Source organism: Roseibium aggregatum, assembly GCF_014692675.1.
Lineage (GTDB): Bacteria > Pseudomonadota > Alphaproteobacteria > Rhizobiales > Stappiaceae > Roseibium > Roseibium aggregatum_C.
This window is the reverse complement of record NZ_JABFCZ010000009.1, coordinates 45,736-70,797: the sequence shown is the minus strand read 5'-3', so window position 1 is coordinate 70,797 and position 25,062 is coordinate 45,736. Positions and strand designations below refer to the sequence as shown.

Sequence of the window (25,062 nt, the reverse complement as noted above, 5' to 3'; positions counted from 1 at the left end):
CGCGGCGTGCATACATTGATCATAAGCGCAGGCTTCGCGTCGCGAAAGCGCTTTCTTATCCCTTGGCTTTTAGCCCCACGGCCCTCTCGGGCGCCGGGGTTCCCGGGAAGCGGAACCCCAGGGGCCGGATGCACCGGCCGCCGGAGCGGCATCATATCCGCCCCCGTATCCGCCCCCGTATCCGCCATGTCCCATGCCCGAGGCTGCGAGCTTGCGCAGCTCGTTGATGCGGTTATCCGTGTTCGGGTGGGTGGAGAAGAGATTGTCCATCCGTTCGCCCGACAGCGGATTGATGATGAACATGTGCGCGGTCGCCGGATTGTGTTCCGCATCCGGATTGTGGATGTGCTCCACACCGCCCGCGATCTTGTGCAGCGCGGAGGCCAGCCACAGGGGTTCGCCGCAGATTTCCGCGCCCATCCGGTCGGCGGCATATTCGCGGGTGCGCGAGATCGCCATCTGGACCAGCATTGCGGCAAGCGGAGCGACGATCATCGCCAGGAGCACCCCGACAAATCCGAACGGATTGTTGTTGTCGCGGTTGCCGCCGAAGAAAAACGCGAAATTGGCCAGCATGGAAATCGCACCGGCGATGGTCGCCGTGAGGGTCATGATCAGCGTGTCGCGGTTCTTCACATGGGCAAGCTCGTGGGCCATGACCCCGGCGACCTCTTCGGCCGAGAGGATGTTCAACAGGCCGGTGGTCGCCGCAACCGCGGCGTTCTCCGGATTCCGGCCGGTCGCAAAGGCGTTCGGCTGGGGGTTGTCGATCAGATAGACCTTCGGCATGGGCAGGCCGGCGTTGGCGGCCAGTTGCCGGACGATGCGGTAGTATTCGGGCGCGGTGCGCTCGTCCACCTCCTGCGCATGATGCATGCGCAGGACCATCTTGTCGGAATTCCAGTAGCTGAACATGTTCATCGCGGCTGCGATCGCGAGCGCGATCACCATGCCGCTCTGGCCGCCGATCATATAGCCGATGCCCATGAACAGGGCGGTCATCGCCGCCAGGAGCATTGCCGTCTTGATGTAGTTCATCTTGCGTTTCCGCCGTGCTTTCCCGGCACGGTCCTTTTTGCAATTGGGAGCGAGGCTCTATATAGCCTCAAATCGAGTTAGAAATGGGGACGTTCCGCAAATCCTGCAAGCAGGAGGCGGCACGGATCCGGAGAAATCGGGAGTGACATGATGGCCGGGGACAGTGACGCAAGCCCTGAATTCAAGGTTGCCGCCGATGCGCCGTCACTTGACACGCGCGTGGAAGAGACCCCGAAGCGCCGGTTCGAGGACCTGCCGCCGGCTGCGCAAAGAGCGCTGAAGGAAGCGGAAGCACGCCGAAAGGACATCGACGCCAAACAGGCGGCCATGGCGAAGGAAGTCAACGGCCGCGGCGGCCTGGAGCCGACCCGCTACGACGACTGGGAAATCAAGGGTCTGACTTCGGATTTTTAAGGCTAGACCCTAGTCCCTGTCGTTCCAGGCGAGCGTCCGGACTTCGCCGGCGATCGCTTCCGCCAGCGGTTGCTGCATCTCCGGATCCAGGTGAACTGCATCGACCTTGCTCACCGTGACCACCGAGCCGGTGTCGAAGAAGGCGGCGCCGTACTCGGCGGCAATCCGTTTGTACTCGTCCTTCAGCTTTTCCGATTCGGCCCGGCTCTTGTCGCCGGAAAACATCGGTTCCAGCGGCGAGACCGAGAAATCGCCGAGCGGCGGGGGCGACATCAGCAGCACCTTCGGCGCGCGCCCTTCCGGATCGTCGGTCGGCTGGCGGGCATAGTCCAGAAGACGCGACATGGCGAACGCGATGGCGCCCGCGCTCATGCCGAAGCGGGTCTGCAGGTCGTTGGTGCCCAGCATGATGATCAGAATATCGATCGGCATGTGGGTCTTGCGGACCGTGGCAAGATGTTCAAGGCCGTTCTTGTCGCCGCGCACCGGATCTTCGAAAACCGTCGTCCGGCCGTTAAGGCCTTCCTCGATCACGTAAAAATCGTCGCCGAGTTCCTTCTGCAGAAGCCGTGTCCAGCGGACGTCGTGGCCGTACCTCGTGCGGTCCCCCGGTTTGAAGCCCCAGGTCAGGGAATCGCCGAAGCAGACGACGCTGACCGGTTTGCCCGACTGGCTCATTTTGAAAAGACCTTCTTCTGACACTCGATTTGCCTGTGACCTTAATGAGCGGCGAACCGGCCAGCAAGGCGGTGCATTTTTTACGTTCAACTCTTTCGCGGAAAAGCCGTTGGTTAACAAGCGCTTTACCAAGCGCAGGATAGGGTAGGGCAGTTACGCGTATCGAATGGCCAGGACATTCATGACTGCCTCCATTGCCAGCTACCGGCGCGGCGCCGCCCTGCCGGTCTCCAATCCATTCCAGCGCCTTGCCGCCCTGCTCGACGGCGAGGAGCCCGGCATGCCGCCGATCATCATGACAATCGGCGAACCGCAGCATGCAATTCCCGATTTCACCGGCGAGGTTCTCATGGAGAATCTGGCGGACTTCCGCCGTTATCCGTCGATCAACGGAACGCCGGAATTCCGGCGCGCGGTGGCCGACTGGCTGGACCGGCGCTATGGGCTGGAGGGCATGATCGACCGGGACCGTGGCGTTCTGCCGCTCAACGGGTCGCGCGAGGGCCTGTCTTTCGGCGCGATAGCGGCACGGGACCAACTGGCGAAGGGTATCGACCATCCGGTGGTGATCCTGCCCAATCCGTTCTATCAGACCTATGCGGCCGCGGCCCATATCGCGGATGCGCAGAGCCTGTTGCTTGACGCCAAGTCGGGGCACCATTTCCTGCCCGATCTCGACAGCCTCGACGCGGATCTGCTGGATAAGACGGTTGCCTTCTACATCGCCTCGCCGACCAATCCGGAAGGGTCGATTGCCGACATCGAGTATCTGCAGACGCTGATTGCCCTTGCTCGCAAGCACCGTTTTTTCATCTTTGCCGACGAGTGCTATTCGGAAATCTACCGCGATACGCCCCCGCCCGGCATTCTGGAAGCCGCCAAAGCCATGGGTGGCGGGCTCGACAAGATCATCGTCCTGAATTCCCTGTCGAAACGGTCGAACCTGGCGGGCCTGCGCTGCGGATTTGCGGCGGGCGACCCGGATTTCCTGGAAAAATGGGCGAAGTTTCGCGGGCTAGCCGCACCCCAGGTGCCGCTGCCCAATCAGGCAGTCGCGGTCAGGGCCTACGGCGACGAGGCACATGTGATCGAAAACCGCAGGCTCTACAACGAAAAATTCGCGGCCGCGGAACGGTATCTGTCGCCGATCCTCGGACCGGTGACGCCGGAGGCCGGCTTCTTCCTCTGGCTCGATATTTCGCGCTGGGGCGATTCGGTCTCCGTGACCCGGGATCTGTGGCGCGATGTAGGCGTGAAGGTTCTTCCCGGCGGCTACCTGGCGTCCGATCAGTCCGACGGCACCAATCCGGGCCGGAACTACATTCGCGTCGGACTGTGCGCTCCGCTTGAAATTACCGAAACCGCTCTTGAACGGCTGGCGAACTGGCTGGGAGACAAGACACTGAGAACCATGAGTACGGGGAACGGGGCATGAGACGGGCAACAGCCATGCGCGGCAATACGCGCCGCGCCTCCATCGATCTTCTGGATACGCAAAGCCCGATCAAGCGGTTCCTGAAACGCAATGTCGCCGGATTTTCCGGACTTTGCGTGATTGCGCTTGCCGCAGCCCTGGCGGCGGCCCTGGCAACCTGGTCGATCACGGATCCCAGCCTCAACCACGCGACGGAAGAACCGGTGCGAAACGCCCTCGGTACACCGGGGGCTGTCATCGCCGATATCCTGATGCAGACCATCGGGCTGGCTACCGCCGTGTTTCTGGTGCCGATCGTGCTCTGGGGCTGGCGGTTGCTGGCCGGCCATGCGCTGCGCATCGGCCGCAGGCGCCTCATTTACTGGTTCGCCGGCTCCGTTCTGGCGGCGGGTGCGCTTGCCGCCCTGCCGGTGCCCGAAAGCTGGCCGTTGCCGACCGGGCTCGGCGGCTTCCTGGGCGATGCGGTCCATTCCGTTCCGGGCATGATCACCGACAACTTCACCGAAGGTGCCGCGACCATTATCGGTGTGCTGGGGCTCGGATTGCCCGCCATCTTCCTTCTGGTTTCGGCCACGGGCCTGTTTGCGCGCGCAGAGGCGGAACGGGCGAACGGCAAGGCCACGGCGACGGGTCACGGCAAGTCGCTTGAATCGGATCTCGGTCTTGATGACGAGGACGGCGGCGATTCGCGCATCGCACTCTTCATGGCGGCCACCCTGGGTCTGCTCGGCCACTGGTCGCTGATGGCGTTCTCCTTTGTCCGCCGTCTGATGGGACGGCCCATGAACCGCCAGGCGCATGAAGAAGACTGGGACGAGGACGACGAGGTCTACGAACCGGAAGATACGCGCCAGAGGGGCGCCCTGCATGCGTTCCGCCGCGCCCTTGCCGGCAAGCTGATGCCGGACGACGATGACGGCCTGTCCGAATTCTACGAGCGCCGTCAAACGACTCACGATGACGACCCGGAAGAGGATATTTTCGAGGACGAAGGCGAAGGTTTCGAACCCGACGATCTCCTGATCAACAAGGGGCCCGTGTCCGACCGTCCGGCAGCGGTACCGGTCGGTATCGCGGGACCCAATACCGAGGCCGCGTCCGGCCGCGTTATTCCGCCGGCCCCCCGGCCGAAGCAGGGCAAACGGGTGATCGCCGAGGCTCAGCCTTCTTTCCTCGGCGCTCCGGAGGAATATGAATTGCCGCCGCTCCGCCTCCTTGCCGAGCCCAAGGCCGGCGGCAAGATCCCCGGGCTTTCGCCCGATGCACTCGAACAGAACGCCCGGATCCTGGAAGGCGTCCTGGAGGACTTCGGCGTGCGCGGCGAAATCATCGAGGTTCGCCCCGGTCCCGTGGTGACGCTTTACGAACTGGAGCCGGCGCCGGGCATCAAGTCGTCCCGGGTCATCGGCCTTGCCGACGATATTGCCCGGTCCATGAGCGCCATATCGGCCCGTGTCGCGGTCATTCCGGGCAAGAACGCCATCGGTATCGAATTGCCGAACTCCCGCCGCGAGACCGTCTATCTGCGTGAGCTTCTGGCTGCACAGGACTTCGAGAAATCCAAGTCAAAGCTGGCGCTTGCGCTGGGCAAGACGATCAATGGCGAAAGCGTCGTTGCGGACCTCGCCCGCATGCCGCACCTGCTGGTGGCCGGGACCACCGGCTCGGGCAAGTCGGTGTCGATCAACACCATGATCCTGTCGCTGCTCTATCGGCTGACACCGGACGACTGCAAACTGATCATGATCGATCCGAAGATGCTGGAACTGTCGATCTACGACGGCATTCCCCATCTGCTGACCCCGGTGGTGACCGATCCGAAGAAGGCCGTCGTTGCCTTGAAGTGGACCGTCCGCGAAATGGAGGACCGCTACAAGAAGATGTCCAAGATGGGTGTGCGGAACATCGACGGCTACAACACGCGCATCAAGCAGGCGCTCGAAAAGGGCGAAAGCTTCACCCGGACCGTCCAGACCGGCTTCGACCGGGATACCGGCCAGCCGATCTACGAGGAAGAAGAGCTGCCGCTGGAAAAAATGCCCTACATCGTCGTGGTGGTCGATGAAATGGCCGACCTGATGATGGTGGCGGGCAAGGACATCGAAGGCGCGATCCAGCGGCTCGCCCAGATGGCCCGTGCGGCCGGCATTCACCTGATCATGGCAACCCAGCGTCCGTCGGTGGACGTGATCACCGGTACGATCAAGGCGAACTTCCCGACGCGTATCTCGTTCCAGGTGACCTCCAAGATCGACAGCCGCACAATCCTCGGCGAAATGGGCGCGGAACAGCTGCTCGGCATGGGCGACATGCTGTTCATGGCCGGCGGCGGCCGGATCCAGCGTGTCCACGGACCATTCGTTTCCGACAACGAGGTCGAAGAGATCGTGGCGCACTTGAAGGTTCAGGGAACGCCGCAGTATCTGGAAGCGGTTACCGAGGAAGATGATGAGGTCGACAGCCCCTACGACGGTGGCCTTGCCGGCGGCGATGAAGGCAACGATCTTTATGATCGCGCCGTTGCCATCGTCTTGCGCGACAAGAAGGCCTCGACCTCCTATGTGCAGCGCCGGCTGTCGATCGGATATAACCGCGCGGCCTCGCTGATCGAGCGGATGGAGCAGGAGGGGCTGATCAGTTCGGCCAACCACGCCGGAAAGCGCGAGATCCTTGTACAGAACGGGGTGGAAGACGATCTATAGGCGGTGCCATGCCCAAGCTTTGCCACAACAAAGCGCTACGTAGGCTGAAACGAACCACACTACCGACGCAGGAAACGACATGCCGATCCGCAAATTCGCCTTTGCCATGAAGACGCTGATTGTTGCCGCCGGTCTGGCGCTTGTCGCCGGCGGACCGGCTCTCGCCCTGAGCAAGGAAGAAACGAAGACGCTTGAGGACGTGAACGCCTATTTCAATTCGGTCAAAACCATGAACGGCGATTTCGTCCAGTTCGGTCCCGAAGGCAGCCAGTCCGACGGCAAATTCTATATCGCCCGGCCCGGCAAGGTGCGCTTCTACTACAATCCGCCGGCCAAGCTCGACATCATCGCCGACGGCAAGTCCGTCTCGGTCAAGGACCGGAAAATGGCGACCCAGGATATCTGGCCCTTGAGCCAGACGCCGCTGCGCTTCCTCCTGGCGGACAACATCGATCTGCAAAAGGACACGAATGTCACCAACGTCCTGGTCGAAGACGATCTGGTCACGGTGACGCTCACCGACCAGACGACGTTCAATTCCGGTGTCCTGACCCTGATCTTCGATGCCAAGACCTATGAATTGAAGCAGTGGACGGTGCGGGATGCGCAAGGCTACGAGACCTCTGTCGCGGTCTATAACGTCGTCGCCAACGGCCCGACCAACCCGGACCTGTTCAAGATCGATTATCTGGCGAATGCCCGGCAAGGCCGTAACTAGGCCGTTTCAGGACCCATCCGAGTGAGCGGTTCCGCCTTTTCCGGCCCGCCCGGACATGCGACCGGGCAGGGGCCTCTCGTGGCCCGGCTCCTGTCGGAGTATTGCGCCAAGAACGGCCTGCGGCTCGCGCTTGATCCGCAGATCGGCCATGCCGGCTACATCGAGGCGCCGAACGGCCGGCGGTCCTGGTTCAAGGGAACCCATTTCGATCTCAATCCCCTGGGCGCTGCGGAGATTGCGAGAGACAAGGCCTATACCGCGCATTTCCTGAAAGAAGCCGGGTTCCAGGTGCCGCGCGGCGTTCTTGTCAGCGCTCCGACCGCAATCGATGCCATCGGCAGGAAAAATCCGGCCCGGGCCGAAAGGATGATCGGTCCCGATCACGCGCAAGGCTTTGCCGCAGAAACCGGGTTTCCCGTCTTCGTCAAACCCAATGACGGCCGGGAAGGCGTCGATGTCCTCAAGATTTCAAGCCCCTATCAGCTCGAAACCGGCCTGACCCGCCTGTTCCGGCATCACGATCACCTGCTTGTCCAGGAGGCGGTTGCGGGCCGCGATCTCCGGATCGTCGTGCTGGAGGGCAAGGTTCTTTGCGCAATTGAGCGCCGGCCCGCGGAAATCCGCGGTGACGGCGTGCGGACGGTCGAGGTCCTTCTGTCCGACATGCCCGGGCAGACGCGGGCGGATCTGCGGCTATTGGCGGAACTTGCCGAACAGGACCTGACGCTTGAATCCGTGCCTGAATCCGGGCGCACTGTCCGGCTTCTGCCGGCCGCCAATCTGTCGTCAGGGGGAACCGGGGCTGTCGTGACCGACGACCTCGGCAGCGCCTTTATGGAAATCGCTGTCTTAGCCGGAGAAAAACTAGGCCTGAATTATTTTGGCGTAGATATGCTGGTTTCCAACCTGTCTGATCCGGCAGACGGGTATGCCATTCTGGAAGTGAACGCCGCGCCGGGCCTCAATCAGCTGCATCCGCTCGGGGCCGCTCAGGCGACCGTTGCCGAAGCCGCCTATAACCGAGTGTTCGACGCCATCAACCGGCGGCTCAGGGCTTAATAATCGCCGAGCTTGATGTCCGGCGTGTATTCGCCGGGAACGTCCTTGGTCACCGCCTGGCCGCACATGGTCCGGCCGCGGGCCGCATCATAGGTGAGCGACGGCGAACCGGAAAGCTCCCAGCCCTTGTTGAGCGCCTGGGTCACGCGATGACAGAATTCGCTGTCATCGACACCGGTGATGAAGCGGTAAAGTCTCATGATATCCGTCTCTTCTCAGGCTCGGGATTATGCGTTGGAGCGGGCCGCGATGGCATCGGCGATGGCGATGACGCGCAGGCCCATATCCGCATGTAGCCGCTCGACCATCTTTCCGTCCACCTGAATTGCGCCCTTGCTGGCATTTTCGGGCAGGGCGAAGATCTCGTTGATCTTGCGCGCCCAGGCCACTTCCTCTTCCGACGGGCTGAAGGCGGCATGGCAGGCCTCGATCTGCTTCGGGTGGATCAGGGTCTTGCCGTCCATGCCCATTTCCACCCCTTGCGCGCATTCCGCCGCAAAGCCGTCCAGATCGGAGAAGTTGTTGTAGACGCCGTCGAGAATGTCGATGCCGCCGGTGCGCGCTGCCGCCACGCAGGTCATCAGCCAGGGCATCATCACCGCCCGGCCCGGATTGAGCTTGGCGCGGGTTTCCTTGGCAAGATCGTTGGTGCCCATGACGAAGCAGGACAGGCGCACTTCCGGGTCCCGGCCGCAGGCGGCAATGGCGGCGGCATTGAGCATGGCGAGCGGCGTTTCCATCATTGCCCAGAGCCTGACGGTCTGGGGTGCGTTGCCGAGCGCCAACTTGTGTGCGGCCCGCTCCAGGTCGGCCGGACTGTTGACCTTCGGGATCAGGATCGCGTCGGGCCTGGCGTCGATGGCCGCCTTCAGGTCGTCCTCGCCCCAGGCCGTGTCCAGGCCGTTGATGCGGATGACGACTTCCCGGTCGCCATAGCCGCCGCCCTGAACGGCTGCCACGATCTGGGCCCTGGCGTCGGCCTTCATGTCGGGTGCGACCGCGTCCTCGAGGTCGAGGATCAGGCAATCGACGTCGAGGCTCTTGGCCTTTTCCAACGCGCGGGCATTGGACCCGGGCATGTAGAGGGCGGAACGGCGCGGGCGAATGGATGTCGTCATCGGAGGGTCTCTCGGTACCGGAAATTCGTGCAGCCAACTTAGAGGAAGCCGATCCGGGATGGAATTCACCTAAGGGTGGAAGACGGCCCTGCCGCGATCAGGCTTCGGAAGCGGTTTCCGGCCGGGCGCGCCTGCGGAAGATCATGTCCTTGGCCGCGATGACCGCGCCGACCGTAATCGCGATGCAGGCAAGCGTGACCGAAAGGGTGAAGGCGCCAAAGCCGAAGGCGATCAGAAGCAGGGTGGAGAGAAGCGGCGCCGAATAGGCGGCAGCGCCCAGCACCTGGATATCCCCGCGCTTCACGCCGATATCCCAGGTGAAGAAGGCAAGTCCGACCGGAAACAGTCCGAGGGCGGCGACGGACAGCCATTCGCTTGCCTCGGCGGGCCAGACGGTCTGTTCCAGAAAGACGTGGCACAGGGCGGACAGCAGGGCCGTCATCAGGCAGAAGCCGGCGACCGCTTCGGTCGGAACGCTGCCGAGCCGGCGGGACAGGACCGAATAGGAGGACCAGAACAGGCATGATGTAACCGCCGCGCCGTAGCCGAGCGCCGAGCCGCCCTCAAGGGACAGGCCCTCGCCGCCGGTAATCAGCAGGGCGGCACCGCCCAGGCCCAGGACGGTTCCGATAACGTGATGGAGCCTCAGCCGTTCGCCGGGCAGGAAGGCGGAAAAGACCACGATCAGGAGTGGCCAGGTGTAGTTGATCAGATTGGCGTCGACCGGAGGGGCGTTGCGAATGGCCGTGAAGTAGAAGAAATGAAAGCCGAAAAGCCCGAGCGTTCCAAAGGCCCAGACCTTCAGGGGCTGGCGCAGCAGATACAATTTTCCCTTCGCGGCCAGCCACAGGATGGCAAGCACGCCTGAGAGGCCGAAACACAGGGCATTCAGAAGAAACGGCGGAACCTTTCCCGAACCGGCGCCGAACAGGCCGAGGGTTGCCCACATCAGAATGGCGCTCAGCCCGATAAGCGTGGCACGCAGCCGACCGGCGTGAGCTGACATGGGGGTCCCAATCCTTGCGCTTTTGTTGTCGTTCGGTTTGTTGCAGAGGCATATGGCGGACACGGGCGCCAATTCGCAACCGGAATTTTACCGGGGCGCTTGATTGTCAGCCGCATTTCGGGACATCTTGCGCACTCACATACCGATCAGCTCCCGGAGATCTTATGAGCAAAACGGACATCAGGGCCATCAGGTCCGACGAGGCCCATAAACTTGCACCGCTCATTGCCGAAAATGCCCAGGCTCTGAAACGCGGCGCCCCGCGGCGCCCCGACGATTACTACGCGGAACGGATTCTCGCCGACAAGACGGCCGAGGTGATCGGTGCGTTCCAGAAGGACCAACTGGTCGGTTTCGCGGTTTTCTTCGATCTGCCCGAACTGATCACCGGTCTGCGTATCGGCCAGCTTGAAGATATCTACGTGCATCCGGACAGCCGCAGGCAGGGCATCGGCCGCAAGATGGTCGAAACCCTGGTGGCGGAGGGCCAGAGCCGGGGCTGGCTGCATCTGCGCTGGCTGGTTCCGGGCAAGAACGTCCCGGCCGTGACGCTCTACGAAAAGATTGCCGAGCCCGACCATCGCAAGAGCTATGTCATTCCGATCGACCGGATCGCGGGCGACTGAAGCACCAAAGTTCAGGACATGCCCGCTTCCAACGGCGGGATCGTGATGCCGAGCGGCACGATCCCGACGCGGAGCGCGCCGCCGTCGATCGTCAGCGGCAGATGGGTAACCGGGGTGCCGTCGGGATCCGTTTCCCGGACACCGAAGGCGATGGCGGTTCCCTTCAGTGTTGAAGGTATGCCGGTTTCGGCGGCAAACAGGCGTGACAGCAGATCGTCGGCCTGATCGATGCCCTTGATCTTCAGGTCGACCTTTCCCGACAGGGTGCCATCGGCGGTCAGCCGGAGATGTCCGCTGGCGGTGATTTCGGTTTGTTCCGATTTCAGCGACATCCACACAAGGTCGATCGGCAGCGACCCGTCGTCGTCGTGCGGAAGTGCGCTCAACGGAGCGGCGGAGAAAAGAGCAAGGCCGTTTTCCAGGCGCAGATGCACGCGGGTGTCGACCGGGGCGGCAAGCCCGCCCGGCTGATGGACCTGAAGCCCGTCCGCCGAGCCGAATGCCTCGATGGCATCGGGCGTCTCGGGAACCGGCCTGGCATGAAACTCGACCGTTTTGGCCTTGAGGCCCGCGAAGTCGATATCGTTCGAAGCGAGATCGAAATCCTTGACCGACAGATCGGCCCGGCGAATGCCGTTACCTGAAACGCGCATGCTGGAAAGCGCGGACGTCCACGTGGCTGACAGGGCATTTCCCTGCACCGGGAGGCCTGCGGCAGCCGGGCCGTCAGCCTCGAAAATTACATGCCAGGGATTGTAGACCAGGGCGACGGCTTCCAGACGCTTGAGAGAAACCGACAGGCCGGAGGGGTCGGTTATGACCGGCCCGATGCAGCCGACTTCGAAGCGGAAGGGAAATCCGCCGATCTCCCTGTCCTTGCAGGCAATCAGGTTTCCCGAACCGTTGATGGCGTCGAGTCCGGCGGTCATGCGTTGATCCACCAGGCCGCGAATGTAGAACCAGCCGCCGGACCAGACCGCGATGAGGACGGCAACGGCCGCGGCCATCGTTATGTAACGGAGTTTCAGGTTTTTTTTCGGTCCGGCGCCCAAGGCGGTCTCCTGCAATTGTGCTTCAAAATCCTGCTGCGGCGATGCGCTGCCCGTTGCACCGGCCTCCGACCGTTGTTATCTGAGCGGAAACCTTGACGATTTAACGGACGGATATGAGCGATTTTTGGGTCTTTGGCTATGGGTCTTTGATGTGGAACCCCGGCTTTGACCACGATATGGCACGGCCGGCGCTTCTGCGCGGGGCGCATCGGTCGCTTTGTGTCTATTCGTGGGTTCACCGCGGAACGGAGGAAAATCCGGGTCTTGTCTTCGGTCTGGACCACGGCGGCGCCTGCCGCGGGATGGCATTCCGGGTTCATGGCGACAACCGGGAAGAGACCATCGCCTATCTCAGGGCGCGCGAACAGGTGACCGGCGTCTATCAGGAGAGCTGGCGGAAAATTTCCCTCGGCGGCGGGGAGACGGCTGAAGCACTGACCTACGTCGTTGACCGCAGGCATCCTCAATACGCGGGCGCCCTGCCGCTTGCAGACCAGCTCGGCATCGTGATCGGCGCCGTTGGGAAATCGGGCCGGAATCCGGACTATGTGCTGAGCACCGCAGCACACCTGGAGGAGCTGGGGATCGTCGATCACAGCGTCGGCTGGCTCGCCGAGCAGCTGAAGGGCTGATTGGCTACCCTAATCTTCCTCGTCGGGAACCGACAGATCTTCCAGGATCGATCGGCGCATGCCGGCATTTTCCGCCAGAAGGTGCACAAATACGTCCGATCTTGCCAGTTTGCCCTTGGTGAGCCGCGGGCCGTGGCGCTTGCCGTGCCGGTCGATCTCACCGAGCCAGACCGGACAGTCGCTCTTTCGTTTTCCCGACCTCGGGTCCGGTTTCGACAGCAGGATGACGACGGCCTGCCGGCAATCTTCCAGATCGGCGACGGACATCTTCGTGAAAATATAGCGTTGTCCGCTGCGTCCGGCGAAATAGCGATAGCGTTCCGCCTGGGCGAGACCGCTCAGAAAGCCGGGAGAGGAACTGGAACCGGTAACTGACGTCGTAGACATGCCGCATACTAGAACAGAAGAGGAACATTGACAAATCCGTTTTGAACGAATTTGCCGGTTGCCCTTTCATATGGGAATCGAAACGATCCAGCGCAATCCTGGGATTCGAACCCATAATATTGGCCGGAATGAGTCCATATCCCAGGGGCCTGATCCTAAGCCTTCGCGCCGGCCGCCTTCCGGTTCCGGTCGTAGACGGCGAGCATGGGCGTCGGGTTGTCCGCGTTTCGCGCTTCTTCGCACAGGCGGGTGGTTGCCCTTTCGATGGTTTCCACGAGGGTTACGTGAAAGGCACGCGGCCCGAGGCCCGGCGCAATCGGCGGCAGGAATTCGACGATCACCGTACCCGGATAGATGACCCACGACGCGCGGGGCCAGTAGAGGCCGGCATTGAGGGCGACGGGCAGCACCGGGCAGTCCAGGTCGCGGTAAAGGTGCGCGATGCCGAACTTGAACTGCGGTTCTGCGCCGGCCGGACGCCTCGTCCCTTCCGGGAAAATCAGAATTTGCCGTTCGTCGGCAATGGCCTGTTTGGCGGCTTCGATCATGGCGGCAAGGGCTGCGGCACGCTTGCCGCGGTTGATCGGGATCTGGCGGTATTTGGCGGTGTACCAGCCGAAAATCGGGATCCAGCGCAGTTCCCGCTTCAGGATGAAGGTGACACTCGGGAAATGGGGGATCAGCGCGAAGGTTTCCCAAGCGGACTGATGCTTGGAGGCAACGAGATAGCCGCCTTGCGGAATGTTTTCCTTGCCGCGCACCTCAACCTTGAGCCCGACGACCAGACGCAGGAGAAACAGCATGACGTTGGCCCAGAACGGAACGATCCACCAGCCCCACCGGTGCGGCAGCAGGAGCAAGGGAGAGCCGATGACCATCAGGGCGAGGGTGACCGTGTAAAACAGGACCTGGAAGATGGAGGAACGCAGGAAAAGCATGGCACCTGGAGGCATTTGGGGCGCGGTACCCGGCTGGCCACGTCCGTCAGAAGCGAAGCGAGCGTAGGGCGTTCTGGCCGAGGATCCGAAGGCTTGCGACGGTATACTTCACATATTCGCGCAAGAGAAGCCGGATTGTCGCCGGTTCGCGATACCAGGACTTCAGATCCATTCCGGACGGCTGGACCGGATAGGGAATAAGGCGCACATCCGGCAAGGCGCCCTGCAGTTCCGCTTCTGCGCGGGGCAGGTGATAGGCACTGGTCACCAGCAAGAGCGACGAAAACGCATGTTTGCGGACCCAGCTTGCGGTTTCAATGGCGTTGCCTTCCGTGTTCAACGCAAGACGATCGAGATCGACGCAGCAATCGAACAGAGCCGTATCGCTGCCGGTCATGGTGGAGATCTGGGCCACGGTGGTTCCCGGATGGACGCCCGAGATCAACAGGCGTTCGGCGCGATTTTCCTCAAGCAGCCTGATCGCATGGGACACGCGCTCGGTTCCCCCGGTCAGGACGACGATGGCATCCGCCTGGATGTCGTCGGGCATGGTTATCGACGCGACCTTGTCCGCAAAGCGGATGAAGGATGCGGTCACTGCCGTCAGAATGAGGACGCAGAAAAGAGCCAGGACAGACCGTACACCTGTCCTGCGCCGGCGCGTCTTTCCGGCCGGTGTCGAGAGGCCGCTTTCCGGTTTCGGTTCGGCCGGTATCTGCATGCCGCTGACCTCACAGGCTTCCGCATGATTGTCATCGGCAGTCCGCGTACTGCTCATATCCTTATTATCTTAGATGATTCGGCCTTTTTGCGTGCAAAATGGGTTGCTTTTGGGAAAAAGCGGAAGGGTATTTTATCAATCGGCCTTCGCAAGATGCGCCTTGACCGCGAGCCCTGAGGTCAGAGCGGTCAATACGGCGACCAGAAAGACGATGCCAACGACCCCGAGATAGCCCGGCAGGCTGACCGAAACGGTTCCGAAAAGAGCCGACAGCTGGTCGGAACTTGCCTGTCCTGCGGTCTCCCGGGTGAACATGTCGAGCAGGACGAAGCAAAGCGATGCGACAGCCCCGCCGGTCACGCCGCCCTTCAGGCCGAGAAGCAGAAAGTGACGCTGGAACTCCCGCGCGATGAAACTGTCTTCCGCGCCGACGAAGTGGAGGACGGAAACGACGTCCTTGTTGCCCGCCATGGCCGCCTGTGTCGCGAAGACCACGCTGAGCACCATGGAGGCCATGACCAGCGCCATGATCGCGAAGCCGGCAATGACGACGGCCCCCGCCATGGCGGACAGGCGGGAGGTCCAGATCGAATGGTCGTCGAGGCTCGCTCCGGAGACCTGGCGCTCAAGCGCCTGGCGGAGCTGGTTGAGGTCGAGGGCGGACGGATCGTCGATCGAAACCTCGATGAGCCGCGGAACGGGCAGGCTTTCAAGATCCAGCCCCTCCCCGAGCCAGGGCTGGAGCAGGGCCTTTGTTTCCTCGTCCGACAGGGCGCGGACGGAGCCGACACCGGCAAATTCCTGGGTGAGTGCGACCGCCTTGTCGATTTCCCGGATCATGTCGACGCCGTCGGCCGGCCTGATCTGGATCGTGACTTCGCGGACCAGGTCGTTCTGCCAGGCATCGGCGGCATCCCAGACGATGGAGACCGCACCGATGGTCAGGCAGGCGAGGAAGCTCATGATGGCGACCACTAGGGTCAGCGCCCGCCCGGCGACGGATTGCGGCGGCACGATTGCAGCCGTCGGCCGCAGCTTCCGTTCGTCCGCGTAGACTGCGCCACCGGCGTTTGCGGCCTTGGGCGGCAGTTTCGGACGCGCGGGTTTGCGCGGCGCCTTGACGGCGTTCCGGATCTTGTTCCGCGCCGGTTGTTTTTTCACCGTGGCCATCTTGGCAGGCCTCATTCAGGAGCTCGTATTAATCGAATATGGAAAGACGGCCATCCGCCAGCACCATACGCCGTGCATCCACCTGTTCCAACAAGGCAATGTCGTGGGTTGCAATCACGACGGACGTGCCGAGCTTGTTCAGTTCGATGAAAAGGCGCAGTAGCCTGCGCGCCAGAGGCGGATCCACGTTGCCGGTCGGCTCGTCCGCCAGCAGCATGTCCGGCCGGGTGATCAAGGCGCGGGCGATGGCGGCACGCTGTTTTTCCCCACCTGAAAGAACGGGCGGCAGCACATGCATCCGGTCGCCCAGGCCGACCCATTTGAGAAGTTCGATCACGTCGGCACGATAGTCCGATTCCTCCTTGCCGAGCACGCGCAGGGGCAGGGCGACGTTTTCATAAGTGGTCAGATGGTCGAGCAGGCGGAAGTCCTGGAACACGACGCCGATCTTTCGGCGCAGTTCCGGCAATTCCTGCTTGGATATGACGGACAGGTCCCGGTCGAAAACCCTGATCAGGCCGCGGGTGGGGCGAAGGGACATGAAAAGTAATCTGATCAGACTGGTTTTACCCGCGCCGGACGGACCGGTCAGGAACTGGAACGACTGAGGCTCGATCTGAAACGTCAAGTCCCGCAGGATTTCCGGCCCCATGCCATATCTCAGTCCGACATTTTCGAAGCGGATCACCCAATACCTCCTGAAAACGGCAAACGCTAACGCGGTCCCGTTAACGCTTCATTAAACATATAAAGGTCCTTTAGAAACGATAAAGGTCGGAGTGTGTGGATATGTTGCCTGACCGGAATTTGTACCGAAATTTCGACCAGATCGGCTACACTTGAACGTCCTCATAACACATAAGGCGAAGGGTCTTCTCGGATGAAGATCAAATGCCCCGACTGCAAGACTGCCTACGACATCAAGCCCGAGATTCTTGGCGAAGAAGGGCGCAGCGTCAAATGCGCACGCTGCGGCAACCGCTGGTTCGTCAGCCCGAAGAAGGCAAATGAAGACCTCGACCTGGAGGCCGATTCGCCGCCGGCGGATGCCGACACTGCGGACGAAGCCCACTGGATGGAGGACGAGGCCGATGAACAACGCGCAGCGGAGGAAAAAGGTTTTGCGGCGGAAGCCGCGGACGACGAGGATGATGACCTCGACAGCGTGACCTCCGGCGACGCCTTTTCCGAAGAGGATGAGGACGAAGAGGAGGAGGAAAAAGAGCCCGCCGCTTCCACGCCCGCACCCGCGCCGCGCGCCACTCTGGCCTCGGAAGACGATGACGACTACGACGAAGAGGACGAGGACGATACGGGGGACCCGTCAAAGCGGCCGGCGGACATCGAGACCCTGGCAAAGCGCCCGAAGATCATCGTCAACCCGAACAAGTTCAAACGAAGCGTCGTCGGCGCGGTCCTGAAATGGCTGGCACGGCGCAACTACCGCCGCATTGCCGGCATCGGGCTGTTCGGTGGGGCGCTCGCGATCTGTGCGTTCCTGGTGCTGATCCGCGATCAGATCGTCCGGGATGCGCCGGATCTGGCGAGCCTGTTTGAATTCGTTGGCCTCGAAGTCAACCTGCGCGGTCTGGAATTCCGCGACCTGAGAACCTTTTCCGAGGTCGCCGAAGGAAAGCAGGTTCTCGTCGTTGAAGGAACGATCCGGAACATCGGAGAGGAACAGACGCCGGTTCCTGCCGTCAGGCTTTCGATCCGGGGCACGGATCTTCAGGAAATTTACGCCTGGACCGTCGAACCGCGGACAACCATGTTAAAAGGACTGGACGAAACCAGGTTCCGGACCATCCTGTCGAACCCGCCGGACGGCGCTTCGGACATCCTGGTGCGCTTTATCGATCGCGGCCGGAAGCAGGTAATACTTGAGTAAGATGACTGTCACTATAAACACGCTCTTCGATGAAGACGCCATCGCTGCCAGGGTCGACGCCCTGGCCAGGGAGATCGCGGATGCAAGGCCTGAACGCCTTCTGGTGGTGGCGGTGTTGAAGGGAAGTTTCATATTTGCGGCAGATCTTGTCCGGGCGATGCACCGGGCGGGACTGACACCGGAGATGGAGTTCATGCACCTGTCCAGCTACGGGGCCGGCACGCAAGGGGCCGATGAGGTCCGTATTTTGCGGGATGTGGAAAGCGACGTTAACGGGCGGGATATAATATTGGTGGATGATATCCTGGAATCCGGACGGACCCTGAGCTTCGCCAAGGAGCGGCTTGCGAAACGGGGTGCCCGATCGGTACGAATCGCGGCGCTTCTGGACAAGCCGGAACACCGCAAAGCAGCCATTTCCGCTGACTATGTCGGATTTATCTGTCCCGACAAGTTCGTTGTGGGCTATGGCATGGATATGGGGCATGCGTGGCGGCAGCTGCCGTTTATCGGATATGTCGTTCCGGACGAAGAAACATCGTCCGGCGAAACCAGAGGAGAGTGACCATGGCTCGCGTCCTTCTGACAGAAGATGACGAAGCCGTCCGGAGCTTTGTAAAACGGGCTCTGGAACTGGATGGCCATAGTGTGAAGGCGGTTGAAGACGGCGGCGAGGCGGTCGAAGTCCTGACCCGGGAAAAAGGCGAATTCGATCTGCTCCTGTCGGATATCAAGATGCCGGTCATGGACGGGATCGCGCTGGCGCTGCATACGGCGCGCGACTGGCCGGACATGCCGATCCTGCTGATGACGGGCTTTGCCGATCAGCGCGAGCGGGCGAACGGTCTCGACGAACTCGTCCGCGACGTGGTCACCAAGCCGTTTTCGCTGGCCGACATTCGCCGTGCGGTGCGCAATGCGCTTTCCGGCGCGGAGCGCGAGGAAACCCGCTACTACGCCTGAAGCCGGCACCTGAATTGAAAAAGGCCCCGGTCATCGCTGACCGGGGCCTTTTGTTTTCCGGAATACGGCACGGCCTAATACCGCTTCAGCAGCCGTTCCAGATAATCGAGTTCGAGCTTCGGCCGTGACGGATCGGAGTAGCGGCGGCGCAGTTCTTCCAGGATACGGCGCGCACGTTGCACGTCGATCTCGTCGGGAACCTTCACGCGATTGCCGAAATCGGCGCCGTCGGTCCGCCGCGGCCGGCCGAGAGGATCCTCGTCGCGCGGCCCGCGCCCTTCGGCCATTCCCGGCCCCTGACCCTGGTTCATCATCTGCTCGGTCAGGCCCTGGGCGCCGCGACGCAGGGCATCGAGGGCATTGCCCTGCTCGCCGACGGCCTGTTCGCCCTGGCCCTCGCCGAGCGACTGTTCCGCCTGGCCCATGGCGTCGCCGGCTTCGCCGAGTTCCTTGTTTTCGCCCATGCCGTTCTGGCTGAGCTGATCCATGAGCTCCTGCAACTGCTGGGCGAGATCGCCCTGACCCTGCTGCAACTGCTCCAGGAGCTTGCCCAGTTGCTCGGCCGTCATCGGTTGGCCCGGACCGTCCTGGTCTCCCTGTTGGCCTTGCTGGCTCCGCTTGCCGCCCTGCTGCTGCTGATCGCGGTTGAACTTGTTGGTCTGGTCCATCAGCTGCTGCTGGCGCTGGATCATCTTGCCGAGCTCGTTGAGCATCTGCATCATTTCGCTGGTCATCTTGTCCGGCATCATCTGCGGCCTGCCGGCCTGCAGGTTTTCCAGCATCTGCTGCATCTGGGCGAGCAATTCGCGGGCGGCGTCGCGCGATCCGGTGCGGGCGAGTTCCTCGATCCGGTTCAGCATTTCGTTCAGATCCTGCTGGCTGAGCGTCTGCTGATTGGAATTGAACGGCTGCATGACCTGCGGGTTGCGCCGCATCTGTTCCGCCAGGGCCTGCATGTATTCGCTGAGCGCCTCGCGAAGCTGCTGGGTGAGCTTGGCGATTTCCTCCTCGCTTGCGCCTTCTTCAAGCGCCTTGCGAAGCGCTTCCTGGGCGTCGCGGAGATTGCGCTCCGCCACGGACAGGTCGCCGTCCTCGATGGTGAGCGCCACATCCCACAGGAGCGGCAGGAGTTCCTTCAGGTCCTCATCGGTTTTGGCCTTGACCAATTGCCGGTAGGCGAAATCCATCCCCAGGTAGGTGCGCGTTTCCATGTTGAACACGTCCGGGGCGAGCAGGAGCGCGTCGAAGGCGATCAGCACGCGGTTGAGGTTGTTGGCGTCGATCGCCAGGTCCCGGCGCTGTTCGACCACCGCGCGCGCCAGAGGCTTGCGGAAGAGCCGCTGCGGCAGCTTGAAGCGGTGCGGTGCGGACGTTCCCACCTGTCCGGCTTCATCGCGGGCGGTCAGGACCAGATCGACTTCCGATCCGGCCCAGGGATGGGATGTCAGGTCCCGGATCGTTTCCCCGGTCTTTGCCGTCCCGGTCCAGGCGGGAAGGGAAAGCGGGAATTGCGGCGCCTCGACCAGGGGACGCGGGGTCTTTGTGCCTGCGGACGTGCCCGGTACCGGGCTGATCCTGGCTTCGGCGGAAACCACGCCGTAGTCGTCCTTGACCAGGTAGGAAAACTTCAGCGCGCCGCTCAACTGTTCTTCCGGATCGTTGTCGAGACGGATCATCGGCGGTTCGTCGGGCTTGACCTGAAACGCCCAGCTTTTCACGACCGTGTCGTCCTTGAGCATGTCGACGCGACCGGATTCGGCCAGGGTCAGGCGCCGTTCGACCGGCAGGCCCGATTCCGGATCGCCGTTTTCGGCCTCCGGCTCGACCGGCTTGGGAGGGTCGCCGGCACCATCGCCGACAAACCGCATGGAAAGGCCGGTTTCGCCCTGGGAGCGGACCACAAGAACCGAGCCTTCCGGAATGCCGATGGCGGAGCCGGGATCCCTGAGTGCTGCACTGTCTCCTGTCAGATAGACCGGGGGTTCGCTGGTATAGAGCGGCGGGGTGACCCAGGCATCGAGCCGGCTTGCGATTTCTTCCGCATCGATCGGGCTGCGGAAGGTGGAGCCGAGCCGGGTCCAGCGTTCACCGCCGGTCGCGGCGAAGCCGATGATCACCAGGATCAGGGCCGCGACGCGCAAGGCATAGGGGTCGCGCCTGTAAGCCCGCGGATCGGGCAAGCGTGTGCGCATGGCCGCCAGTGCACGGATCATGCGTTTCTTGTGCAGAACCCAGAGGGCTGCGGTCTGCGGATTGTTTTCGCCCGAAGACAGGTCGTCCTCGATCGCGGTCAGGGGTCTGTGCGACTGGCCGCTGTCGCGCTCTATGCGATTAAGGGCCGCCTCGCGGGAGGGCCATTTCACGGCAAGAAGGTCGCGGCAGGACCAGATGAACAGAACGGCAAATCCGATGATGCCGATCAGCCGCGCCCAGAACGGCAGGTAGAGCCACAGTCCAAGCCAGGACAGGCCGACGAAAAATCCGAGGACGACAAGGGGAGGCAGGGAAGCGCGCCAGATGCTTTCAACAAGCAGGGCCAGTCGGCTGCGGAACACGAGCCGGTCAAGCTTCGCATCCACCTCGGCTTTGGTCAGGCCATCATCGGCCGGACGGGTGCTGATTTCCGGTCTGCCGTTTTGCTCCAACAGGGTACCTCCGGTTTGCCCCCCGATCGAACCCTAATTCCACGTCATTCCTGCACAGGGACATATTCCTGATTAGACTGGGGCAAACGCGAGGTTCCGGCAAGTTGTCGAAACAACCAAGTGGAAAACCCCGGGATCACGAATTCTTGAGCCAGCCGGGAAGCCGGTCAAGGCCGATCAGGTCGTCGTAGTTCGGTCGTGGACGGATAACGGCGAATTGGTCTTCATTTACCATCACTTCGGGAATGAGCAGGCGCGAATTGTAGGTGCCCGACTGAACCGCGCCATAGGCGCCGGCGGAATAGACCGCGAGCATTTCCCCTGCCCTGACCTCCGGCAGATCCCGGTCATGGGCGAGATAATCCCCGGTTTCGCACACCGGTCCGACGATATCCGCCCTGATTCGGCGGGTCCGGGCGGTCAGGTCCTGGACCGGGCGCACCTCATGATAGGCATCATAAAGGGTCGGGCGGATCAGGTCGTTCATCGCCGCATCGACGATGACGAAGGTCTTGTCCGCACCTTCCTTCACATAAATGATGCTGGTCACCAGAATGCCGGCATTGCCGGCAATCAACCGGCCGGGCTCGAAGATGACCCGGCAATCGAGGCGCTTGACGTGCTTCTTGACCACTTCCGCATAGGCGTCCGGATGGGGCGGCGGCTCGTTGTCGGTCATGTAGGGAATGCCGAGGCCACCGCCCAGGTCGACATGATCGATGGCAAGACCTTCCGCGCGCAGATCGGTGATCAGCTCGCCGAGAAGCGCAAAGGCGTTGTCGAAAGGCTGCAGCTTCGTGATCTGCGAGCCGATATGCATGTCGATCCCGGAGACCTGGATGCCCGGCAGTTCGGCCGCTTCGTGGTAGACCTCACGGGCCCGCTGCCAGGGGATGCCGAACTTGTTTTCCGCCTTGCCCGTGGAAATCTTCGCATGGGTCATGGCGTCAACGTCGGGATTGATGCGCAGGGAGACCCGGGCGGTCTTGCCCTTTTCGCTCGCCACCCGCGACAGCTGAACCAGTTCCGGCTCGGATTCCACGTTGAAGCACAGGATGTCCTCGTCGAGCGCATAGGCCTGTTCGGCCTCGGTCTTGCCAACGCCGGAAAACAGGATCCTGTCGCCGGGAACACCGGCGGCGCGGGCGCGGCGCAGCTCGCCTTCGGAGACAACGTCCATGCCGGCGCCCAGCTGCGCCAGGGTCGCCAGCACCGCCTGGTTCGAATTCGCCTTCATGGCATAGCAGACCAGCGAGGGAATATCGTCGAAGGCGGAGGCAAAGACGTTGTAGTGACGGGTCAGTGTCGCCGCCGAATAGCAGTAAAACGGCGTGCCGACTTCGGCTGCGATCTTTTCGACCGGCACATCCTCGGCATGAAGTACGCCGTTCCTGTAATCGAAATGGTGCAAGGGGTGTCCTCGAATAATCCAGGGGCACGGAGGGCCACGGGGGCGCCGACTGATTGCTGCGGCTACTTGATCAGAAAGTCCAGAGGAAAGCTGTTTCCTGCCGGTTTGACCGTCTGCTGCTGCGTTGTCCGGCCGGTCTGAACGTCATCGCCGGAGGTCGCCGTCGCCGCAGGGGCCGCGGGAATGTCCAGGGCGCCGCGCCGTCCGCAGCCGCCCAGTGCCAGCATGAGCGAGAGCGCACACAATAACAGCGCCTTGGATCCCCAATGCATGGCCACTTCCGCCCCTTTGCTCAAATCGTGCATTCCGTCTTTTTCCTCGCACGGGCGCAGTCCCGCGGCAAGGCCGATTTCGCCGTTTGCCGCGTTATTTGCCCCGGCCGAGGTCCTTCAGCCAGCGCCGCGCCTGCTTGCGGACGTTGACGGGCGACGTTCCGCCGTAGCTGGTCCGGCTCCTGACCGACTTGTCGACGGACAGAACCGAATAGATTTCGGGCGTGATTTTCGGCTCCACCGCCTGCATGTCTTCAAGCGGGACCTTGTGCAGCTCGATATTCTTTTCCACGGCAATGGCGACGATCCGGCCGGTCACGTGATGGGCGTCGCGGAACGGCAGTCCGAGAACCCGGACCAGCCAGTCCGCCAGGTCGGTCGCAGTCGAATAGCCGGACCCGGCAGCCTTTTTCATCGTCTTGGTCACCGGCTCGAGGTCCTTCACCATGCCGGTCATGGCTGCAAGGGCCAGGGAGATGCTGGCAAGGCCGTCAAAGGCCTGTTCCTTGTCTTCCTGCATGTCCTTGGAATAGGCGAGCGGCAGACCCTTCATCATGGTCAGGAGCGCCTGCAGCGAGCCGTAAATACGCCCGGTCTTGGCGCGCACCAGCTCGGCGGCGTCCGGGTTCTTCTTTTGCGGCATGATCGAGGAGCCGGTGGAGAACTTGTCGGACAGCTTGATGAAGCCGAACTGGGCGGAGCACCAGATGACGATTTCTTCCGCCAGGCGCGACAGGTGCATGGAACACAGCGAGGCTGCGGCCAGCGCCTCGATCACGAAGTCCCGGTCGGAGACCGCATCCAGCGAATTGGCTGTCGGACGGTCGAAGCCGAGGGCCTCGGCGGTCGCCCTGCGGTCGATCGGGAAGGAGGTGCCGGCAAGGGCGGCCGCGCCGAGCGGGCTTTCGTTCATGCGCCTGCGGGCATCGCGGACCCGGCCGCGGTCGCGGGAAAACATTTCCACATAGGCGAGCAGATGGTGGCCGAAGGTGACAGGCTGGGCGGACTGGAGATGGGTGAAGCCGGGCATGACGTCGCCCGCATGGGCCTCGGCCTTTTCGGCGAGCGCCTGCATCAGGTCGGTCAGCTGTTCGTCGAGCGTGTCGAGCGTATCGCGCACCCAGAGCCGGAAGTCGGTCGCCACCTGGTCGTTGCGCGAGCGCGCCGTATGCAGCCGGCCGGCTGCCGGACCGATCAGTTCGGCCAGGCGGGCCTCGATGTTCATGTGGATGTCTTCAAGCGCGCGGGAGAACTTGAACTCGCCGTTTTCGATTTCTGACAGGATCGTGTCTAGACCTTGAACGATCTTGTCCGCATCGTCCTGCGTGACGATTTGACAGGCCGCGAGCATGCGCACATGGGCTTTCGAACCCGCAATGTCTTGCCTATAAAGCTTGCGGTCGTAATCGATGGAGGCGTTGATTTCCTCCATGATGGCATCCGGTCCTTCGGCAAACCGGCCGCCCCACATGCGATTGCTCATGCCCTGTCCTTTTAATCACGCCCCTTGCGAGGTTTTGAAGAATGACCCAGCCGACCGAACCTGGACAACGCCCGAAACGACGTCTGATCGCCGCAGGCATTGCCGGCGCTGCCGCCGTCCTTGCGGCGGTATACGTGATCGTCGGCCCGCATGGCAACACGGACGATACGCAAAGCTGCGCGCTGGAAATGGCGCTGGCGGAGCAGACCAGGCCGTTTGCCACCGGCGAGGTCGCCGCCTTCCGTCCTGCGGAACGTCCTCTCGGGCTTTCGGAGCTGACGTTCGACGGGCCGGACGGAAATCCGGTGCGCATCAGCGATTTCGAAGATCGCACGATTTTGCTGAACCTGTGGGCGACATGGTGCGCGCCCTGCCGCAAGGAAATGCCGGCGCTCGATGAACTTCAGGGGGAAATGGGAAATCAGGATTTCCAGGTCGTTGCGGTCAATGTGGACCGGAGCGGTCCGGAGAAGCCAAAGGCGTTCTGGAAGGAAATCGGCGTCAGCCGCCTCGGTTTCTACAGCGACGCCAGCAACGGCATCCTCAAGGATCTCAAGGCGAAGGCCCGGGCGACGGGCCTGCCGACGACGATTCTCGTCGGACCTTCGGGATGCGAGATCGGAACAATGTATGGCCCCGCCGAATGGGCATCCGACGAGGCCAAAGCTCTTTTGACCGCCGCCTTGAAGACGAAGGCCAACTAGAC

26 protein-coding genes are annotated in these 25,062 nt (G+C 62.3%); 11 read left to right on the top strand and 15 right to left on the bottom strand.

The annotated features are described in order from the left end of the window. Positions 1 to 69: 69 nt before the first annotated feature. Positions 70 to 1,038 (bottom strand): zinc metalloprotease HtpX, encoded by a 969-nt coding sequence (gene htpX / locus HK439_RS09455; protein ID WP_190291159.1) that lies wholly within the window; start codon positions 1,036 to 1,038, stop codon positions 70 to 72. A gap of 150 nt (positions 1,039 to 1,188) precedes the next feature. Here htpX and HK439_RS09450 point away from each other — a divergent pair, with 150 nt between their 5' ends. Further along, positions 1,189 to 1,452, top strand: a complete 264-nt coding sequence (locus tag HK439_RS09450; RefSeq protein ID WP_190291158.1) for a DUF1674 domain-containing protein — start codon at positions 1,189 to 1,191, stop codon at positions 1,450 to 1,452. Positions 1,453 to 1,461: 9 nt separating this feature from the next. On the opposite strand, the gene HK439_RS09445 is transcribed toward HK439_RS09450, so the two are convergent. Then, positions 1,462 to 2,130 (bottom strand): SGNH/GDSL hydrolase family protein, encoded by a 669-nt coding sequence (locus HK439_RS09445; RefSeq protein ID WP_190291157.1) that lies wholly within the window; start codon positions 2,128 to 2,130, stop codon positions 1,462 to 1,464. Between the two features lie 181 nt (positions 2,131 to 2,311). Between HK439_RS09445 and HK439_RS09440 the strand changes: the two genes are divergently transcribed. The 4 genes from HK439_RS09440 to HK439_RS09425 all read left to right on the top strand — a co-directional run bounded on the left by HK439_RS09440 (position 2,312) and on the right by HK439_RS09425 (position 8,044). Then, positions 2,312 to 3,565 (top strand): aminotransferase class I/II-fold pyridoxal phosphate-dependent enzyme, encoded by a 1,254-nt coding sequence (locus tag HK439_RS09440; protein WP_190291156.1) that lies wholly within the window; start codon positions 2,312 to 2,314, stop codon positions 3,563 to 3,565. Then, positions 3,562 to 6,267, top strand: coding sequence for an FtsK/SpoIIIE family DNA translocase (locus tag HK439_RS09435; RefSeq protein WP_190291155.1), 2,706 nt, complete (start codon positions 3,562 to 3,564; stop codon positions 6,265 to 6,267). Before HK439_RS09440 ends, HK439_RS09435 begins: the two co-directional genes overlap by 4 nt. A gap of 79 nt (positions 6,268 to 6,346) precedes the next feature. After that, positions 6,347 to 6,985: an outer membrane lipoprotein carrier protein LolA gene (locus HK439_RS09430; RefSeq protein ID WP_190291154.1), complete on the top strand. Its 639-nt coding sequence runs from the start codon at positions 6,347 to 6,349 to the stop codon at positions 6,983 to 6,985. Between the two features lie 21 nt (positions 6,986 to 7,006). Further along, positions 7,007 to 8,044: a hypothetical protein gene (locus HK439_RS09425; protein WP_209011679.1), complete on the top strand. Its 1,038-nt coding sequence runs from the start codon at positions 7,007 to 7,009 to the stop codon at positions 8,042 to 8,044. Here the strand turns inward: HK439_RS09425 and HK439_RS09420 are convergent. The 3 genes from HK439_RS09420 to HK439_RS09410 form a co-directional block, all read right to left on the bottom strand. After that, on the bottom strand, positions 8,041 to 8,244 hold the full coding sequence (locus HK439_RS09420) for a DUF1737 domain-containing protein (RefSeq protein WP_190291153.1): 204 nt from the start codon (positions 8,242 to 8,244) through the stop codon (positions 8,041 to 8,043). The genes HK439_RS09425 and HK439_RS09420 overlap by 4 nt on opposite strands. Before the next feature lie 27 nt (positions 8,245 to 8,271). Further along, the gene (locus HK439_RS09415) at positions 8,272 to 9,162 is read right to left on the bottom strand and encodes an HpcH/HpaI aldolase/citrate lyase family protein (protein WP_190291152.1); all 891 of its coding nucleotides are present in this window, start codon (positions 9,160 to 9,162) and stop codon (positions 8,272 to 8,274) included. A gap of 97 nt (positions 9,163 to 9,259) precedes the next feature. Further along, the gene (locus HK439_RS09410; RefSeq protein WP_190291151.1) at positions 9,260 to 10,168 is read right to left on the bottom strand and encodes a DMT family transporter; all 909 of its coding nucleotides are present in this window, start codon (positions 10,166 to 10,168) and stop codon (positions 9,260 to 9,262) included. A gap of 164 nt (positions 10,169 to 10,332) precedes the next feature. Here HK439_RS09410 and HK439_RS09405 point away from each other — a divergent pair, with 164 nt between their 5' ends. After that, complete coding sequence (locus HK439_RS09405) at positions 10,333 to 10,794, top strand: GNAT family N-acetyltransferase (RefSeq protein ID WP_190291150.1); 462 nt, start codon at positions 10,333 to 10,335, stop codon at positions 10,792 to 10,794. Between the two features lie 11 nt (positions 10,795 to 10,805). Here the strand turns inward: HK439_RS09405 and HK439_RS09400 are convergent, their stop codons facing one another. Further along, positions 10,806 to 11,846 carry a DUF2125 domain-containing protein gene (locus HK439_RS09400; protein ID WP_190291149.1) on the bottom strand — a complete coding sequence of 347 codons (1,041 nt, stop codon included), beginning with the start codon at positions 11,844 to 11,846 and terminating at the stop codon, positions 10,806 to 10,808. 113 nt (positions 11,847 to 11,959) lie between these two features. Between HK439_RS09400 and HK439_RS09395 the strand changes: the two genes are divergently transcribed. After that, positions 11,960 to 12,478 (top strand): gamma-glutamylcyclotransferase, encoded by a 519-nt coding sequence (locus tag HK439_RS09395; RefSeq protein WP_190291148.1) that lies wholly within the window; start codon positions 11,960 to 11,962, stop codon positions 12,476 to 12,478. A gap of 9 nt (positions 12,479 to 12,487) precedes the next feature. Here HK439_RS09395 and HK439_RS09390 read toward each other — a convergent pair whose 3' ends face one another. The 5 genes from HK439_RS09390 to ftsE form a co-directional block, all read right to left on the bottom strand. Then, positions 12,488 to 12,865, bottom strand: coding sequence for a hypothetical protein (locus HK439_RS09390; protein ID WP_190291147.1), 378 nt, complete (start codon positions 12,863 to 12,865; stop codon positions 12,488 to 12,490). Positions 12,866 to 13,020: 155 nt separating this feature from the next. Then, complete coding sequence (locus HK439_RS09385; RefSeq protein WP_190291146.1) at positions 13,021 to 13,803, bottom strand: lysophospholipid acyltransferase family protein; 783 nt, start codon at positions 13,801 to 13,803, stop codon at positions 13,021 to 13,023. A gap of 46 nt (positions 13,804 to 13,849) precedes the next feature. Then, positions 13,850 to 14,581, bottom strand: a complete 732-nt coding sequence (locus HK439_RS09380) for a YdcF family protein (protein WP_190291145.1) — start codon at positions 14,579 to 14,581, stop codon at positions 13,850 to 13,852. A gap of 78 nt (positions 14,582 to 14,659) precedes the next feature. Next, complete coding sequence (locus tag HK439_RS09375) at positions 14,660 to 15,709, bottom strand: cell division protein FtsX (RefSeq protein WP_209011678.1); 1,050 nt, start codon at positions 15,707 to 15,709, stop codon at positions 14,660 to 14,662. A 13-nt stretch (positions 15,710 to 15,722) separates the two neighbouring features. Next, a complete protein-coding gene (ftsE, locus tag HK439_RS09370) occupies positions 15,723 to 16,382 on the bottom strand; it encodes a cell division ATP-binding protein FtsE (protein WP_190291144.1) in 660 nt (219 codons plus the stop codon). A gap of 192 nt (positions 16,383 to 16,574) precedes the next feature. On the opposite strand from ftsE, the gene HK439_RS09365 reads away from it, so the two are divergent. The 3 genes from HK439_RS09365 to HK439_RS09355 are packed head-to-tail and all read left to right on the top strand — an operon-like array spanning position 16,575 to position 18,545. After that, the gene (locus HK439_RS09365; protein ID WP_190291143.1) at positions 16,575 to 17,582 is read left to right on the top strand and encodes a zinc-ribbon domain-containing protein; all 1,008 of its coding nucleotides are present in this window, start codon (positions 16,575 to 16,577) and stop codon (positions 17,580 to 17,582) included. Position 17,583: 1 nt separating this feature from the next. After that, entirely contained in the window at positions 17,584 to 18,147 is a 564-nt protein-coding gene (gene hpt / locus HK439_RS09360) for a hypoxanthine phosphoribosyltransferase (RefSeq protein WP_190291266.1), read from the top strand. A gap of 2 nt (positions 18,148 to 18,149) precedes the next feature. Next, entirely contained in the window at positions 18,150 to 18,545 is a 396-nt protein-coding gene (locus HK439_RS09355) for a response regulator (protein ID WP_190291142.1), read from the top strand. A 74-nt stretch (positions 18,546 to 18,619) separates the two neighbouring features. On the opposite strand, the gene HK439_RS09350 is transcribed toward HK439_RS09355, so the two are convergent. From HK439_RS09350 to argH, 4 genes are all read right to left on the bottom strand, one after another. Further along, positions 18,620 to 21,190, bottom strand: coding sequence for a TIGR02302 family protein (locus HK439_RS09350; protein ID WP_209011677.1), 2,571 nt, complete (start codon positions 21,188 to 21,190; stop codon positions 18,620 to 18,622). A gap of 136 nt (positions 21,191 to 21,326) precedes the next feature. Then, positions 21,327 to 22,601, bottom strand: a complete 1,275-nt coding sequence (gene lysA, locus HK439_RS09345; protein ID WP_190291141.1) for a diaminopimelate decarboxylase — start codon at positions 22,599 to 22,601, stop codon at positions 21,327 to 21,329. 62 nt (positions 22,602 to 22,663) lie between these two features. Then, entirely contained in the window at positions 22,664 to 22,906 is a 243-nt protein-coding gene (locus tag HK439_RS09340; RefSeq protein ID WP_190291140.1) for a hypothetical protein, read from the bottom strand. A gap of 61 nt (positions 22,907 to 22,967) precedes the next feature. Then, complete coding sequence (gene argH, locus HK439_RS09335) at positions 22,968 to 24,356, bottom strand: argininosuccinate lyase (protein WP_190291139.1); 1,389 nt, start codon at positions 24,354 to 24,356, stop codon at positions 22,968 to 22,970. Positions 24,357 to 24,397: 41 nt separating this feature from the next. On the opposite strand from argH, the gene tlpA reads away from it, so the two are divergent. Then, positions 24,398 to 25,060, top strand: coding sequence for a thiol:disulfide interchange protein TlpA (gene tlpA, locus HK439_RS09330; RefSeq protein WP_190291138.1), 663 nt, complete (start codon positions 24,398 to 24,400; stop codon positions 25,058 to 25,060). Positions 25,061 to 25,062: the final 2 nt, after the last annotated feature.

What these genes read in the sequence shown, in the direction of transcription:
- htpX (WP_190291159.1), bottom strand. Translation starts at nt 1,038, where the DNA reads ATGAACTACATCAAGACGGCAATGCTCCTGGCGGCGATGACCGCCCTG.
- HK439_RS09450 (WP_190291158.1), top strand. Translation starts at nt 1,189, where the DNA reads ATGGCCGGGGACAGTGACGCAAGCCCTGAATTCAAGGTTGCCGCCGAT.
- HK439_RS09445 (WP_190291157.1), bottom strand. Translation starts at nt 2,130, where the DNA reads ATGAGCCAGTCGGGCAAACCGGTCAGCGTCGTCTGCTTCGGCGATTCC.
- HK439_RS09440 (WP_190291156.1), top strand. Translation starts at nt 2,312, where the DNA reads ATGACTGCCTCCATTGCCAGCTACCGGCGCGGCGCCGCCCTGCCGGTC.
- HK439_RS09435 (WP_190291155.1), top strand. Translation starts at nt 3,562, where the DNA reads ATGAGACGGGCAACAGCCATGCGCGGCAATACGCGCCGCGCCTCCATC.
- HK439_RS09430 (WP_190291154.1), top strand. Translation starts at nt 6,347, where the DNA reads ATGCCGATCCGCAAATTCGCCTTTGCCATGAAGACGCTGATTGTTGCC.
- HK439_RS09420 (WP_190291153.1), bottom strand. Translation starts at nt 8,244, where the DNA reads ATGAGACTTTACCGCTTCATCACCGGTGTCGATGACAGCGAATTCTGT.
- HK439_RS09415 (WP_190291152.1), bottom strand. Translation starts at nt 9,162, where the DNA reads ATGACGACATCCATTCGCCCGCGCCGTTCCGCCCTCTACATGCCCGGG.
- HK439_RS09410 (WP_190291151.1), bottom strand. Translation starts at nt 10,168, where the DNA reads ATGTCAGCTCACGCCGGTCGGCTGCGTGCCACGCTTATCGGGCTGAGC.
- HK439_RS09405 (WP_190291150.1), top strand. Translation starts at nt 10,333, where the DNA reads ATGAGCAAAACGGACATCAGGGCCATCAGGTCCGACGAGGCCCATAAA.
- HK439_RS09395 (WP_190291148.1), top strand. Translation starts at nt 11,960, where the DNA reads ATGAGCGATTTTTGGGTCTTTGGCTATGGGTCTTTGATGTGGAACCCC.
- HK439_RS09390 (WP_190291147.1), bottom strand. Translation starts at nt 12,865, where the DNA reads ATGTCTACGACGTCAGTTACCGGTTCCAGTTCCTCTCCCGGCTTTCTG.
- HK439_RS09385 (WP_190291146.1), bottom strand. Translation starts at nt 13,803, where the DNA reads ATGCTTTTCCTGCGTTCCTCCATCTTCCAGGTCCTGTTTTACACGGTC.
- HK439_RS09380 (WP_190291145.1), bottom strand. Translation starts at nt 14,581, where the DNA reads ATGAGCAGTACGCGGACTGCCGATGACAATCATGCGGAAGCCTGTGAG.
- HK439_RS09375 (WP_209011678.1), bottom strand. Translation starts at nt 15,709, where the DNA reads ATGAGGCCTGCCAAGATGGCCACGGTGAAAAAACAACCGGCGCGGAAC.
- HK439_RS09365 (WP_190291143.1), top strand. Translation starts at nt 16,575, where the DNA reads ATGAAGATCAAATGCCCCGACTGCAAGACTGCCTACGACATCAAGCCC.
- hpt (WP_190291266.1), top strand. Translation starts at nt 17,584, where the DNA reads ATGACTGTCACTATAAACACGCTCTTCGATGAAGACGCCATCGCTGCC.
- HK439_RS09355 (WP_190291142.1), top strand. Translation starts at nt 18,150, where the DNA reads ATGGCTCGCGTCCTTCTGACAGAAGATGACGAAGCCGTCCGGAGCTTT.
- HK439_RS09340 (WP_190291140.1), bottom strand. Translation starts at nt 22,906, where the DNA reads ATGCACGATTTGAGCAAAGGGGCGGAAGTGGCCATGCATTGGGGATCC.
- argH (WP_190291139.1), bottom strand. Translation starts at nt 24,356, where the DNA reads ATGAGCAATCGCATGTGGGGCGGCCGGTTTGCCGAAGGACCGGATGCC.
- tlpA (WP_190291138.1), top strand. Translation starts at nt 24,398, where the DNA reads ATGACCCAGCCGACCGAACCTGGACAACGCCCGAAACGACGTCTGATC.